The sequence below is a fragment of the Pseudoalteromonas prydzensis genome (genome assembly GCF_011050055.1).
Taxonomy (GTDB): domain Bacteria; phylum Pseudomonadota; class Gammaproteobacteria; order Enterobacterales; family Alteromonadaceae; genus Pseudoalteromonas; species Pseudoalteromonas prydzensis_A.
Window position 1 is genome coordinate 1 of the sequence record NZ_DRGM01000112.1, and the last position, 14,012, is coordinate 14,012.

The 14,012-nt window shown below is 39.4% G+C and carries 12 protein-coding genes and 1 pseudogene; 8 read left to right on the forward strand and 5 right to left on the reverse strand.

The window, feature by feature from the left end; translation table 11 throughout:
* The first annotated feature begins 277 nt into the window (after nt 1-277).
* The 5 genes from priA to ENH88_RS10345 all read left to right on the forward strand — a co-directional run bounded on the left by priA (nt 278) and on the right by ENH88_RS10345 (nt 5,387).
* Complete coding sequence (priA, locus tag ENH88_RS10325; protein ID WP_304182179.1) at nt 278-2,464, forward strand: primosomal protein N'; 2,187 nt, start codon at nt 278-280, stop codon at nt 2,462-2,464.
* A gap of 20 nt (nt 2,465-2,484) precedes the next feature.
* Nucleotides 2,485-3,012 (forward strand): SPOR domain-containing protein, encoded by a 528-nt coding sequence (locus ENH88_RS10330; protein WP_024600429.1) that lies wholly within the window; start codon nt 2,485-2,487, stop codon nt 3,010-3,012.
* 79 nt (nt 3,013-3,091) lie between these two features.
* Nucleotides 3,092-3,610 (forward strand): ATP-dependent protease subunit HslV, encoded by a 519-nt coding sequence (hslV, locus tag ENH88_RS10335; protein ID WP_002958366.1) that lies wholly within the window; start codon nt 3,092-3,094, stop codon nt 3,608-3,610.
* 11 nt (nt 3,611-3,621) lie between these two features.
* Nucleotides 3,622-4,950, forward strand: a complete 1,329-nt coding sequence (gene hslU / locus ENH88_RS10340; protein ID WP_024600428.1) for an HslU--HslV peptidase ATPase subunit — start codon at nt 3,622-3,624, stop codon at nt 4,948-4,950.
* 62 nt (nt 4,951-5,012) lie between these two features.
* Nucleotides 5,013-5,387 carry a gamma-butyrobetaine hydroxylase-like domain-containing protein gene (locus ENH88_RS10345; RefSeq protein ID WP_024600427.1) on the forward strand — a complete coding sequence of 125 codons (375 nt, stop codon included), beginning with the start codon at nt 5,013-5,015 and terminating at the stop codon, nt 5,385-5,387.
* Between the two features lie 84 nt (nt 5,388-5,471).
* Here ENH88_RS10345 and ENH88_RS10350 read toward each other — a convergent pair whose 3' ends face one another.
* The 3 genes from ENH88_RS10350 to ENH88_RS10360 all read right to left on the reverse strand — a co-directional run bounded on the left by ENH88_RS10350 (nt 5,472) and on the right by ENH88_RS10360 (nt 9,032).
* Nucleotides 5,472-7,352: a methyl-accepting chemotaxis protein gene (locus ENH88_RS10350; RefSeq protein ID WP_304182180.1), complete on the reverse strand. Its 1,881-nt coding sequence runs from the start codon at nt 7,350-7,352 to the stop codon at nt 5,472-5,474.
* A gap of 109 nt (nt 7,353-7,461) precedes the next feature.
* The gene (locus tag ENH88_RS10355; protein ID WP_076925363.1) at nt 7,462-8,496 is read right to left on the reverse strand and encodes an MJ1255/VC2487 family glycosyltransferase; all 1,035 of its coding nucleotides are present in this window, start codon (nt 8,494-8,496) and stop codon (nt 7,462-7,464) included.
* Nucleotides 8,493-9,032 (reverse strand): phosphatase PAP2 family protein, encoded by a 540-nt coding sequence (locus ENH88_RS10360; protein ID WP_024600424.1) that lies wholly within the window; start codon nt 9,030-9,032, stop codon nt 8,493-8,495. The genes ENH88_RS10355 and ENH88_RS10360 overlap by 4 nt, the downstream gene beginning before the upstream one ends.
* 205 nt (nt 9,033-9,237) lie before the next feature.
* On the opposite strand from ENH88_RS10360, the gene rraA reads away from it, so the two are divergent.
* Nucleotides 9,238-9,735, forward strand: a complete 498-nt coding sequence (gene rraA / locus ENH88_RS10365; RefSeq protein ID WP_008169908.1) for a ribonuclease E activity regulator RraA — start codon at nt 9,238-9,240, stop codon at nt 9,733-9,735.
* Nucleotide 9,736: 1 nt separating this feature from the next.
* The gene (locus ENH88_RS10370; RefSeq protein WP_304182181.1) at nt 9,737-10,786 is read left to right on the forward strand and encodes a formimidoylglutamase; all 1,050 of its coding nucleotides are present in this window, start codon (nt 9,737-9,739) and stop codon (nt 10,784-10,786) included.
* Here the strand turns inward: ENH88_RS10370 and ENH88_RS10375 are convergent.
* Both ENH88_RS10375 and hutI read right to left on the reverse strand, forming a co-directional pair.
* The gene (locus ENH88_RS10375; RefSeq protein WP_076925360.1) at nt 10,783-12,447 is read right to left on the reverse strand and encodes an EAL domain-containing protein; all 1,665 of its coding nucleotides are present in this window, start codon (nt 12,445-12,447) and stop codon (nt 10,783-10,785) included. The two genes, ENH88_RS10370 and ENH88_RS10375, sit on opposite strands and share 4 nt — an antisense overlap.
* A gap of 120 nt (nt 12,448-12,567) precedes the next feature.
* Nucleotides 12,568-13,815 (reverse strand): imidazolonepropionase, encoded by a 1,248-nt coding sequence (gene hutI / locus ENH88_RS10380; protein ID WP_024600421.1) that lies wholly within the window; start codon nt 13,813-13,815, stop codon nt 12,568-12,570.
* A 119-nt stretch (nt 13,816-13,934) separates the two neighbouring features.
* Here hutI and ENH88_RS10385 point away from each other — a divergent pair.
* Nucleotides 13,935-14,012, forward strand: a pseudogene (locus tag ENH88_RS10385) (histidine utilization repressor); the annotation flags it as partial.

Sequence of the window (14,012 nt, forward strand, 5' to 3'; positions counted from 1 at the left end):
CATGTTGCAGAAATTACTTCGTACTTAGGGTGAATACCTTCTTTCATAGGAACCTCTAGTTAAGGCCGCATCGCTCTCCAAACCCGAAGTCTGGCACCATACGTCGTTAAAACAAATTTGTTGGTGGCGGATTTTATCCAACAACGTTCCCCTACACAAGTATTTATTTATGTTTTAGCCAAAAAAGTGAACAATCTCTGCCTCAAGCACTATTGCTAGTAGGTTTTTTACGGTAATTTTAGTACATTACAGCATTAATTTTACGGGTTGAGTTGTTATGAGTTTTGTTGAAGTTGCTATTAAAGTCCCGCTCCCACGCACCTTTGATTATAAAATAGAAGAACAGCTCAGCGGCCTCTCAACGCCTTTACTACCCGGTATGCGCGTTTTGGTACCTTTTGGTAATCAAAAAAAAGTAGCCGTAATTCTCAGTATCAAAAATAGTACTGATGTCCCAGAGAATAAAATAAAAAGTATTATAGAAGTCATCGACGATACCCCTATTTTAAGTTCCCAACATTTAGACTTACTTAGCTTTACCGCGCGCTATTATTGCTATCCTTTAGGCGAAACTATTCATATAGCGCTACCCGCTGTACTTCGCCAAGGTGAATCACCTGATAAAACCAGTATTAATATGGTTGCTTTAACTGAAAAAGGCGCGAAAGTACCGTCATTAAAAGCTAAAACACAGCTCAACTTATTAAAACAGTTATCGCAATCAGGTAAGTCATCGTTAACTGAGTTAAAGGCACTGGGCTTTAGTAAAAAAACAATAGATAGCCTAATAGATAAAGAGCTTATTACGCAAACTATTGAACACGATAACCAATGGCAAAGCGTTGTACCAACTGTCGGTAGCAAACCTATACTTAATAAAGAACAAGCGGTTGCCTGTACAGCAATAAATCAAAGTACTGGATTTAGCAGCTTTTTATTAGAAGGCGTCACTGGCAGTGGTAAAACGGAAGTGTATTTACAGTGCCTAGAAGAAGTATTAAAACGTGGTGAGCAAGCATTAGTATTAGTGCCAGAAATAGGTTTAACGCCACAAACTGTAAACCGTTTTCGTCGCCGCTTTCCTGATACACCCATTATGCTTTGGCACTCAGCACTTACCGATAACGAACGCTTACAAACATGGCGCTTTTGCGAAAAAGGCAGTTGTGCGATAGTTATTGGGACGCGTTCGAGTATTTTTCTGCCATTTTTAAAACTAGGTATGATTGTTGTTGATGAAGAGCACGACTCGTCATTTAAACAACAAGATACCCTTCGTTACCATGCCCGTGATTTAGCCGCTTACAGAGCTTTTCAGCATAAAATCCCGCTTATATTAGGCAGCGCTACACCCGCTCTTGAAACACTTCACAAGGCAATTAATAACAAATACCAGCTATTAAGCTTAACTGAGCGTGCACAAACAGCGACCGACAACCAATTTAAGTTACTCGATATGAAAGGCCAACCCGACCAAGCGGGTATTGCCCACGCAAGCCTTGCTACTATGCGCCAGCATTTAAATCGCGGTAAACAGGTTATGGTATTTTTAAATCGCCGAGGTTTCTCGCCAACCCTAATTTGTCATGAGTGCGGTTGGTTGAGCGAATGTAAACGCTGTAGTACCAGCGCTACATTTCATAAAGCGATTGGACAAATGATCTGTCATCACTGTGGCGACCAGTACCCTGTCCCTCACCAATGTCCTGATTGCGGGAGCACACAAATATTCCCTAACGGTAAAGGCACAGAGCAAATTGAAGAGTTTTTATCGACCGAATTTCCTGATACACCTGTTACTCGTATAGATCGCGATTCAACTCGTCGTAAAGGTAGCCTTGAAAAAGCACTTGATGAAATCAACCTAGGAGGCGCACGCATTTTAGTGGGCACACAAATGCTTGCCAAAGGCCATCACTTTGCAGATGTAAGCCTTGTTATAATTTTAGATGTAGATAGCGGCTTATACTCATGCGACTTTAGAGCGACAGAACACTTAGCCCAATTAGTCACCCAAGTAGCGGGGCGTGCTGGGCGTTCAGGAGAGCCTGGTCAAGTGTTATTACAAACACACTTCCCAGAACACCCTCTTTTACAAGACTTAGTTAATAATGGCTACCAAGACTTTGCCCGCTTTGCTCTTAGTGAGCGCGATGATGCTGACTTACCGCCCATTACAAATATGGCCATTGTGCGTGCACAAGGACATAGCATTAAGCTAGTCGTCGATTTTTTGACGGATTTGGTTCCTGTGAATGGGGTATCTGGTATACAATTGCTCGGTCCGATCCCTGCTCCACTTGAAAAAGTCGCAGGTATGTATCGTTTTCAATTACATATTCAAGCGCAAGATCGCCGCATATTACATCAGTACCTTGCGCAAATGGTTGATTATTTAAGTACCAGTAAACTTGCACAAAAAGTACGCTGGAGCTTAGACGTAGACCCTATAGACATGATTTAGGTTAAGGCCAAAATAACACCATGGCACAGCACGATTATATTAATAAAAAGCCGGCAGGCAGAAACAGTAAAAAAAATGCACCCGCTAAAAAACCATTTCCTATTCTTTTAGCCGTTATAGCCATCTTACTTGTAGGTGGTTTTGCCTACACACTATGGTTTATTAAAAGTAATGCCGATCCAAAACTTGTCGAAAAACAAGCAAACCCATCTGCGCCCGCAAAAGTGGAAGTTGTTATTCCACGCACACCGGAATTTATTAAAGAAATTAGAAACCACGAGATTCAAGTTGAAGTAAAAGAACTTGAGCAAAAAGGTCCTTATGTTATGCAGTGCGGTTCGTTCAGAACTCATGCACAAGCTGAATCGTTAAAAGCTAAAATCGCATTTGCAGGGCTCATTTCTGAGATAAAACAGGCTGAAGGCAGCAATGGTACTTGGTATAAAGTACGTTTAGGTCCTTATAAAACCAAACGCCAAGCCGAAAGCGATAAAAACAAACTTAAACGTGTAAAAATAGTCGGCTGCGGAATTTGGGGCTGGACTTGAAAATAAACCATTCACCCATATAACCTCATCATAATCGTTTTTTACGAGTTGCCTCTGCAGCTCGATGATGAGGAATAACATGACTACTATCGTAAGTGTTCGCCGCGGCGACAAAGTTGTAATTGGCGGCGATGGCCAAGTTTCACTTGGTAACACCGTAATGAAGGGCAACGCCCGCAAAGTTCGACGTCTTTATAATGGCAAAGTAATCGCTGGTTTTGCCGGCGGTACTGCTGATGCCTTCACTCTTTTCGAACGTTTTGAAAGCAAATTAGAAATGCACCAAGGTAACCTAACTAAAGCCGCAGTAGAAATGGCTAAAGATTGGCGAAGTGACCGTGCACTTCGAAAACTCGAAGCGCTGCTCGCCGTAGCAGACGAAACAGCCTCTTTAATTATTACCGGTAATGGCGATGTAGTTCAGCCAGAAAACGATTTAATTGCAATTGGTAGTGGTGGTAACTTTGCGCAATCAGCTGCAACTGCCCTTTTAGAAAATACAGATTTAAGCGCTCGTGAAATAGTAGAGAAAAGCTTAACTATTGCAGGCAACATCTGCGTATTTACTAATAACTTCCAAACAATCGAAGAATTATAATAGGAACTATTATGTCTGATATGACCCCAAGAGAAATTGTTCACGAGCTAGATCAGCACATTATAGGTCAGGCTAAAGCTAAAAAAGCGGTTGCTATTGCACTTCGTAACCGTTGGCGCCGCATGCAATTAAATGAAGATTTACGCAGCGAAGTAACACCAAAAAATATATTAATGATTGGTCCGACAGGTGTAGGTAAAACAGAAATTGCCCGCCGTTTAGCAAAACTTGCTAACGCACCATTCATTAAAGTAGAAGCGACTAAATTCACTGAAGTTGGTTATGTTGGTAAAGAAGTAGATACGATCATACGTGACCTCGTTGATGTTTCAATTAAAATGACTCGCGAACAGCAAACTAAAAAGTTTAAACATCGCGCCGAAGAAGCAGCAGAAGAGCGTATCTTAGATGCACTTTTACCTCCTGTTAAAGACCAATATGGCGAAAGCCAACGCGACGATACTTCATCCACTCGCCAAACATTTCGTAAAAAATTACGTGAAGGTCAGCTAGATGATAAAGAAATCGAGATTGAATTGGCGCAAGCTCAATCAAACGTAGAAATTATGGCGCCTCCTGGTATGGAAGATATGACCAACCAGTTACAAAGCATGTTTCAAAACATGGGCGGCGATAAACGTACTAAACGTAAGTTAAAAATTAAAGAAGCCTTCAAACTATTAACAGAAGAAGAAGCCGCTAAATTAGTAAACCCTGAAGAGCTAAAAGAACAAGCTATTTTTGCAGTAGAGCAAAACGGTATTGTGTTTATAGATGAAATAGACAAAATTTGTAAGCGTGGTGATTCTTCAGGCCCAGATGTTAGCCGAGAAGGTGTTCAACGCGATTTACTACCTCTAATTGAGGGCTCAACGGTAAACACTAAGCATGGCATGGTTAAAACTGACCATATGTTATTTATTGCCTCAGGTGCGTTCCAAATGTCTAAACCATCAGACATGATACCTGAGCTACAAGGTCGCTTACCAATTCGAGTAGAACTTGAAGCACTTACTGCCGATGACTTTAAGCGTATCCTTACAGAGCCGCATGCATCGCTTACTGAGCAACAACGAGAGCTCCTTAAAACTGAGCAAGTAACGATTGAGTTTAGTGATGATGCAATTGAGCGCATTGCTAAGGCAGCGTGGCAAGTTAACGAAAAAACCGAAAACATCGGTGCTCGTCGCTTGCATACTGTGATGGAAAGATTGATGGAAGAAATTTCATACGATGCTTCTGAAAAGGCAGGTTCATCACTTGTCATTGACGCCGCTTACGTTGAAAAACATCTAGGTGCACTTGTTGAAGATGAAGACTTAAGCCGCTTCATTCTATAAAACGAATATAAACGTTATACTAAAAGCCTCCAGATTGGGGGCTTTTTAATGGGATATATAAAATGAAACACGTAATAAAAGTGCATTATCATAGTGTAAGTAAAAACCTAGATGTTTATTTTGATGATGACAGCCAAGCAGTCTTTAGCTGTGAATTCTTACGCGTTCACTCCCCCTCAGCTGAAGTGCAAGGTCATGGCTCTGGCCCTATGAAACTGGTTTTAAATAAGCAATCCGTAGGTATAAAAAATATAGTACCTGTTGGGCATTATGCACTGCGGTTAGATTTCGATGATGGTCATAACAGTGGGTTATTCAGCTGGAGTTATTTTGAAAAACTACAAGCGCAGCAACAAACATTGAGCAATGAATATTTGGCACGCGTAGCCGAGCACAAACAAAACAAAAACAGTGTACCAATAAAGTTTATTCCTTAAACCTTATAGGTAATTTAGGTGGGTATTTTAGATTAGTTAACCTAAACCCTGGTTAAGATATTTACTATCCAGGGTTCAAGTTAGTTACACTTTAAACTTATCAATAGCGCTAAATAACACCCTAGCTTGCTCAGATACTTCTTCGCTAGTTTGGGCGTTTTTAGCAGCATGTTCAGTTGCATCTTGCGCAATGTCGCGAATTCTGACTACATTTTTATTAACCTCTGATGCCACCTGGCTTTGCTCGTCAATAGCAACCGCTATTTGAGAGCTCATTTCCATTATTGTTTGCACATCTTCAGTAATTGCGCCTAATAACTCACCGGCTTTAATTGCTTGCGAGGCACTTTCATCGCCTTGAGAACGACATTTGTGCATAATACTTACCACTTCTTGGGTACGCTGCTGTAAAGTACTTATAATACTCTCAATCTCACTTGTAGACTCTTGAGTGCGTTTTGCTAATGAACGAACCTCATCTGCAACAACAGCAAATCCACGACCATACTCACCAGCACGAGCGGCTTCGATTGCCGCATTAAGTGCGAGTAAATTTGTTTGATCTGCAATACCCCGGATTACATCAAGCACTGAACCAATTGTTTCGCCATCTTTTTCAAGTTGAGATACTACATTTGATGCATTCCCTAACGAATCAGATAGAGCCCTGATGTGCTTAACGGTAGAATCTACTTCACTACGCCCTTGTTGAGCACTTAGGTTTGTTGATTCGGCTTTTTTTGCGGCCGCTTCAGTATTATGTGAAATATCTTGAATCGTCGCCTGCATTTCAGTAGCTGCAGTTGCAACCATATCAGCTTCATGTAATTGCTCTTGCATACCAGAGCTTGTTGCTGCAGTACTTTCTGATAAATGTTCGGTTGCCACATTAAGCGTATTTAAAGCACCATTAACTTCGTTAATCAAGTTCTTAAAATCGCCTATTAAGCTATTAAAGTCGACCGTCATAGTGGTAATTTCGTCTTTACCTGTTTGCTCTATCATTACGCTCAAATCGTTATTACGACGAATATCATTAATAGTGTGATAGACCCGTTCTATAGGCACAATAATCGAGCGACTCGTGAAATAAACCAACACTAAAACAATAATGCCAGCAGTCACAAAAATAAGAATAGCTAAAAACTGTGCCTGTTCAACGCTTTGTTCTACCTGTTGCTTAGTGCTTAATAGGATCTGCGCAACGATTGCATCACTTTGTTCAACACTTTTACGCATTTCTCCGAGTGCACCTGAATTTAAATCTAGCCCCAATTCAACCTGTGCCTCTACCAATGCTTGAAATTGAGTTTGGTAGGAGTTTAGAAAGCCATTTAATTCAGCAGTATACCCACTATCAAATTGAGCCTGAGAGATTTGCTGCTTTAAAGTATTAACCCCTTCATCAAATCGAGTTAAATACTTAAGGTCAAGACGTAGCATAAAATCTTTTTCAGCTCGTCTTAACTGTAATATTGAAGATAAGAGCTTGTAATCACCTTGCTCTTTGATCAAACTTTCAATCTCATGAACTGCACTTCTTAGTTCGCCATACAATCCATCCGTAGGATGTAACCCTATGCGTTTTTGTAGCACAACAACACTCATAAAATCATTGTTATAAGCACTTATTAAACTCTCTAGATTGCTTATTTTTTGGGTTTCGATACCCTGCTCTTGCATAATTAAGTTCAGCTTAGCAATTTTACTTTTAAGCTGATTATAATCTTGTTCAAATAAGTCTAATGCTTCTTTTTGTTTATAAAAAAGAAAGTTTTTTTCATGTTTACGCAGTTCTAATTCATGAATATTAAGCTCTTCAGCAAGCTGAATTGTTTTATTCAAGCTTAGCGTTGTTCTCGCTTCATAAATTATTACGCATAAAAGGACCACCATTGCTAAACCAACAACGACTGCGTTTAATTGTAAACGTCGTTTGATTGTTAAGTTTTGTAAAAAATTCATCGCTAACGCCTTTTTTTAATATGCATATTTATTATAGCTGATAGATACGAAGCGACTCATTAATTTAACTTTTTATTATTCTTTGTTATTCCTCGCTTTTTTATGTTTATCACTCTAAACCCACACTGTCCCATAAACCTTTATGTAACGATTGTGTATTATTCCATTGTTTTTTTACCAACCAGTCAATTAAAGGCGCGGGATCGCTTGGGTAATTTATTTGCTTATTTTGTGGTGCGCTATTCCAATCATCAAGAGCTTGCGGGTTTAAATAGTTCATTACATGCGCCATACCCATAGCAAACAATGTTTGCGCATTTGCAGTCTGTTCAAATTGTCCGTTTAAAGGCTTTAATAGTAACTTTTTACCTAACTTAAGCGCTTCGCTGGCAAGCTCAAACCCAGCATTACCAATAACTCCACTCGTGTTTGCTAAGTCGTTTAAAAAACTCAAACGCGATGGGGAGCGTAAATGTATATGTCCAAAAGATTCATTGCGGGCATTTGGGTGATAGCAATAAAATTCTTTTTCGGGAAAGTCTTTTAAGTAATCAACAATGCTATCTAAGTTTTCAAAAGGTAAATATACCAATACCTTGTTCATCACCGCGACAGGGTTTTCATGGTTATGATGAGCAATAAACGGCGGGATTATATTATTTGCAAAAGGTTGCCAGTGCACGCCTAGGTAAGTAGACGCTGGTGCATAATGTTTAATTAGCGATTTTCTGAATATCCCTCGACCAAACATAGGTACGTTATCTGACAAAAATGCGGCTTGATGACTAATGCCAACAACAGGTATATCAGCTCTTTTTGCAGCCCACGCTGTAACGGGCTCAAAGTCATTAAGTACAAAATCGTACTGCTTTATGTCAAGCGATTTTATATCTCTCACCAGCTTACAAATTCGCATGTTTTTAAGTGTTTTTAAATTTTTTATTTGACCATTTTCAGTACTAAACGATAAGCCCCTATACGCTTTATAATCTGAGAATTCGTGCATATCAAAATAATCTTTATTTGCTCGTCCTGAAAACACATAATCAACATCAATACCGAGTTTATTAAAGCAGCTAGCCATAACCCTAGCTCGCGTTATATGACCATTACCGGTGCCCTGCACTCCATACAATATTTTCATACAGGTACCACGAGTGCTAACGCAAATAAACCACAAAAACTGCCAATAATCGCACCAATAACGATATCAGCTGGAAAGTGTACGCCTAATATCACACGAGAAATAGCCACACCAGCAGCCCAACTAAGTAGTAGCCATACATACTCAGGAAAAAAATGACTTAGTATAATTGCAACTAAAAACGCTGCAGCGCTGTGACCAGAGGGTAAACTAAATTTATCACTTGGTACTATATAGGCATTTTTTACTAAACAGTCGCATGGGCGGATCCGGGCAAATCTGTTTTTAGCTAATAAGTAAATAGGTCTTTCTATAGCAAAACCAATCAATATCGCTACGGGTAATAATTGATGCTGCTCATTATTACTAAGCCACCACACTGCTAAACACACGAGTATGTAAAGCCCACCGTCACCGCTTTTAGATAACCCGAACGCCATTGTTTTAAACCACTTCGGTGAGTTGCAATTAAATAGAGTTAAAAATAATTGCTCATCTAGCAGAGCTGCCCTTTTAAACATATTATTGTTACCCATCACTTACCCCTCATTGCATAATATATGAACACCGATTTAGCTTAGGTGTTGTAAATAACAATTGAGTGACGCTTTTAAGACACTATTATTGCGATTAGTGTTCTAGCTCATGTTTTGCCTAAATTTACTGCGATTAAGTCGTTGTTATTGCTTATAAGGAGGGTATACTGAGGTATAAATTAATGTATCTTTTGAGGATAAAATAATGGATTACAGCACTTCTGATTTATGCGACCACTTTGCTGATGTGGTTGATGTGCTAGAGCCAATGTTCATCAACTTTGGTGGTCGACACAGCTTTGGTGGCCGCATTAAAACGGTTAAATGTTTTGAAAATAATGAACTGATCCGCGAATTACTTTCTCAAGATGGTACAGGCTTAGTACTTCTTATTGACGGTGGTGGCTCAACTCGCCGTGCGCTTATTGATATTGAATTGGCTGAACTTGCACTTGAAAACAACTGGAATGGGATTGTTGTTTACGGCGCAGTACGCCATGTTGATGAGCTTGAAGAACTCGATTTAGGCATTCAAGCTATTGCTTCTATTCCTGTTGCAGCCGACAGCGAAGGTGCTGGCGAAGATGCTATAGGCGTTAACTTTGCAGGCGTATCTTTTTTTGATGACGACTTTATTTATGCTGATAGCACAGGCATTGTTTTATCTGCAGAAGAATTAGAATTGGAAGTTGTAGAAGTATAACGTGACCACCCATTTAAAAATATATGATGAAAGCGCGGTTAGATCACTTTGTTCTAGCCGCGTAAATGAAAAAAAAGCATGGCAATCAATGGCCTTGCTCGACACTCAAGTAAACCTGCAACAAGCACTTATTGACGCTGCTCAATTTGGTATTCGCTATGTACTTCTTGGTATTTGCGAAGATATAGGCCCAAAAGCAAACTTAGGAAATGGCGGTGCAAACGAAGCATGGCCGGCTTTTTTAAAACGCTTTTTAAACCAACCTCATAATCAGTTTATTGCCACTCAAAAAGTACTTTTATTGGGTGAAGTAAATACTGATGATTTAATGGCGCAAAGTAACCAACTTAATAATCAGCAAGCCCAGCAGCTAACTCAATTACGAGATTTATGCCAACAACTTGATGAGCGCGTAGAGTCAGTATTAAGCCTTATTTTTAAAGCAGGGCTTGAGCCAATAGTTATTGGTGGCGGCCATAATAATTGCTTGGGAATCATCCGCGCACTCAGCCAGTCAAAAGACACACCTGTTAATGCAATCAATTTTGATCCTCATGCCGACTTTAGAGAATGTGAAGGTCGCCATAGTGGTAATGGATTTCGTTACGCGTATAACGAGCAACATCTAAGTAATTACCATGTTATTGGCTTACATGAATTAAAAAACAATCAAGCAATTATAGATGCAATGAGTGAAGCTAACTTTAAGTTTGATAGCTATCAATCCATACAAGTTAAGCGCAAAATTACACTAACGCAGGCAATTGAAAATGCACTAAGTAATTTTAATGATTCACCACTGGGTGTTGAAGTTGATTTAGATAGTATTACTTATATGCCAGTTAGTGCGTATACATATTGTGGATTTAGTGTGAGTGACACTGAGCACTTTGTGCATTTAGCTGCAAGCCATCGCCACTCTATGTACTTACACTTATGTGAAGCAGCGCCTAGTCAGCATCCTAACGGGTTAGATGCCGGTGCTACCCATGTAGGGCAAGTAATTAGTGCACTTGTAAATAGCTACCTACAAGCCAAAGAAAACACTTAACGTTGTTGAACCAATCGCCACTCTTTTAGCCAGCTCATTAAACCGATACTACTTAGCGGGTGACCAAAGTAATAACCTTGGGCAGCATAACCTTTTAAGCTTTTTACAAACTTAAGTTGCTCAAGTGTTTCTACTCCTTCAAAAATTACTTTTGTTTTTTGTTGGCTATGCATATCAACCATTCCACCAACTAGACTGCGTATATTGTTTTGATTACTAAAGTCAGCGGTAAGTGAAGGTGAAACCTTAATATATTCAACTGATAAACTTGGTAGCTTAGAAAGCAGTACCGGGTTATCGCCAAGTCCATCAACACATACTTTTAAGCCTATGTTATTAAGCCTTGCTATCATACCTCTGCCTTTGTCATCTAAACCAGCAAAAATATGTAAAGGGCATTCAACAATTAAGTCTCCCGCCTCTAAGTGATGCTCATTTATAACAACATCAACAAATTCAACAAACTCTTCATTTAGCATTTCAGGGCCAAATACGTTAATGCTAAGCGGTATAGAAATACCTTCTACTCTAAGCGCCATTGCAAGCTCAGCGGCTCTTTCCATTACAAATTTAGCAAGCGGGTAACCAAGCCCTGCAATTCTGATGTCGTCAATAAAACGATTAGCAGATAAAATTCCTTGCTTAGGATGCTGCCAACGCAGTAGTAATTCTAAAAACTCAATTTGACCATTGTCATTACAAATTATAGGTTGAAAATAGAGTTCTAATTCGCTCGAAAAATCAATATTTGCCAACTCTTTTAGTCGCGCTTGTTGCTCTCGCAGTTCAATCATCATTTGTTGATGATAAGGCACAACCTTGCGATTTGGGTGGCTATCGAGTGCTAGGTATGCGTACGATATTAAATTATCAAAGTTATTGTCTTGCTCATTACAATCAACATAACTCGCCCTCGCTTTTACCTCTACAGTGCAGTTAGCAACATTAAATGGCTTAAGCGTTGCACCCAGTATTTGTTCAATAACCAACTCATGTAAATGTTTTTGATTCGCGAAACTACAAATAAACGCAAAGTTAAGGCCCCCTAAGTGGGCTAGCTTTTCTTGCCCTACTAAAGTCACTATTTCGTCACTTGAAAGTAATTCTTTTATTCGATTAGCCGATTGTGCTAAAAGTATATCGCCAAAATCACGTCCAATATGCTGGTTAACTTGCTCAAATCCTTCAAGACGAATAACGACTAATGCAGCACTTACCTGCTTATTGTCGCACCATGCATAGTAACCTTGACGTAACTGTTTTCTATCTGCAAAAACCGAAAGCGGTGACTCTTCAATAAATGCATCATCTGTTGGTTCTGGCTCTATCACGACTTCTATTTCAGCGCTTTCATCATTTAAAAAGCCAACAATAGTTAATAATAATATTGCTAACACAACCCAAAATAGCGGAACTTCCAATAATAAATGAGCTGAAAATAGAACAACAAATAAAAGACCAGCCAGTGAGCTGGTAATAATCATGCTCCAATTATTTCGCTCAAAGGCTTGCCATAAATGAAAACAAAATCCAAAGGCAAGTAGAATGGCAAGCCAGGCCGCACCACTGCTCAAAATAGCCAAACCAACAGCTGCTGTGCATAAATAACTAAACTTAATACTGACATTTTTAACGGCAAATAAAGTGGCAATCATCGCCATCAATAGTGCACCACTAAAAAATATTGGAAAATTACTGTCGGTTAGTATGTTCAAATTAACGGCATCCGTATTCGCTAAAAAAGTTTAAACCAGATTATATGTGGGTAAAAATAATACAAACTAGTTAATTCTACCCAAAATCCATAAATTTAACAGTTTATTTACGCCAAATTGGTAACTTAATTGTGATGGATGACTTATTTGCCAATGTGCAATATCAGCTCTTGCGCCAACTTTTAAAATACCACGATCGTCTAACCCTAGTGCTTTAGCTGCATTACGAGTAACACCTGCCAATGCTTGCTCGGGTGTTAATCTAAACAATGTGCATGCCATGTTCATCATCAAGTGCACTGAGCATAGTGGTGAAGTACCTGGATTAAAATCACTCGCAATAGCTATAGGTACTTTATATTGATTAAGTAACTCAATAGGTGGAAATTTAGTTTCTCTTAAAAAATAAAATGCACCGGGTAATAACACCGCGACCGTCCCAGCGTTTGCCATGGCTTTTACACCCTCTTCATCAAGATGCTCAATATGATCTGCCGAAAGGCCATTGAACTGCGCCACCAGCTCAGCACCATGTTGATTAGATAACTGCTCAGCATGGCATTTTACTGGGAGATTATGCTTTTTAGCCGCCTCAAAAACACGTTTGGTTTGCGAATGACTAAAGCCTACATTTTCACAAAATACATCGACTGCATCAGCAAGGTTATTAGCCACTACCTGATCAAGCATATCAGTACATACCAAATCAATATATTCATCAGCGCGGCCTTTGTATTCAGGCGGTAGAGCATGCGCCCCTAAAAAAGTAGTTTTAATATCAATAGGATGATGCTCACCTAATAAACGAGCTACTTCTAATATTTTTATCTCGTTTTCAGTATCCAGTCCATAACCCGACTTTATTTCAACGGTGGTTACACCTTCTTTTAACAACGTATTTAAGCGATCTTTTGCATCAACAAACAATTGCTCACGGTCGGCTGCTCTCGTCGCTTTAACCGTACTTGCTATGCCACCGCCTTGTGCCGCAATTTGCTCATAACTTACACCCTGCAAGCGCTGCTCAAACTCTTGCGATCTTGAACCTGCAAACACTAAATGCGTATGACAATCTATTAAGCCCGGCGTTAACCACTGCCCTTTTACACTCAATGTCGGCGTTGCAAACACATCAAAATTGGGCAACGTTGATTGCTCTCCAATCCATGCAATTTTACCATTTTTAATAGCTATAGCAGCATTTTCGATTGCGCCATAAGGGGCATTTATATTGCTATCCATAGTGGCAATATTGGCATCAGTCAAAAGTAAGTCAATTTCTTCTAACTCATAATTTTTTGTTGTGGTTTGCATTTTGCAGCCCTTTTTACGCCAAGAGTGATGAAAATATAGTCTAACAACCCATCTTGTATATACAAGGCAATTGTGTCATCTTATTTATATAGTTTATTTTTAATGTAACCATAAATTTAATGACGACACCTAAATTTGCGCAAATAAAACAATTCATTGTTGATAAAATTCGCAGCGGTACGTGGCAAGAAAACCAA

Excerpts from the sequence above, each read along its gene's own strand:
- priA (WP_304182179.1), top strand. The coding sequence starts at position 278 with ATGAGTTTTGTTGAAGTTGCTATTAAAGTCCCGCTCCCACGCACCTTT.
- ENH88_RS10330 (WP_024600429.1), top strand. The coding sequence starts at position 2,485 with ATGGCACAGCACGATTATATTAATAAAAAGCCGGCAGGCAGAAACAGT.
- hslV (WP_002958366.1), top strand. The coding sequence starts at position 3,092 with ATGACTACTATCGTAAGTGTTCGCCGCGGCGACAAAGTTGTAATTGGC.
- hslU (WP_024600428.1), top strand. The coding sequence starts at position 3,622 with ATGTCTGATATGACCCCAAGAGAAATTGTTCACGAGCTAGATCAGCAC.
- ENH88_RS10345 (WP_024600427.1), top strand. The coding sequence starts at position 5,013 with ATGAAACACGTAATAAAAGTGCATTATCATAGTGTAAGTAAAAACCTA.
- ENH88_RS10350 (WP_304182180.1), bottom strand. The coding sequence starts at position 7,352 with ATGAATTTTTTACAAAACTTAACAATCAAACGACGTTTACAATTAAAC.
- ENH88_RS10355 (WP_076925363.1), bottom strand. The coding sequence starts at position 8,496 with ATGAAAATATTGTATGGAGTGCAGGGCACCGGTAATGGTCATATAACG.
- ENH88_RS10360 (WP_024600424.1), bottom strand. The coding sequence starts at position 9,032 with ATGGGTAACAATAATATGTTTAAAAGGGCAGCTCTGCTAGATGAGCAA.
- rraA (WP_008169908.1), top strand. The coding sequence starts at position 9,238 with ATGGATTACAGCACTTCTGATTTATGCGACCACTTTGCTGATGTGGTT.
- ENH88_RS10375 (WP_076925360.1), bottom strand. The coding sequence starts at position 12,447 with ATGGCGATGATTGCCACTTTATTTGCCGTTAAAAATGTCAGTATTAAG.
- hutI (WP_024600421.1), bottom strand. The coding sequence starts at position 13,815 with ATGCAAACCACAACAAAAAATTATGAGTTAGAAGAAATTGACTTACTT.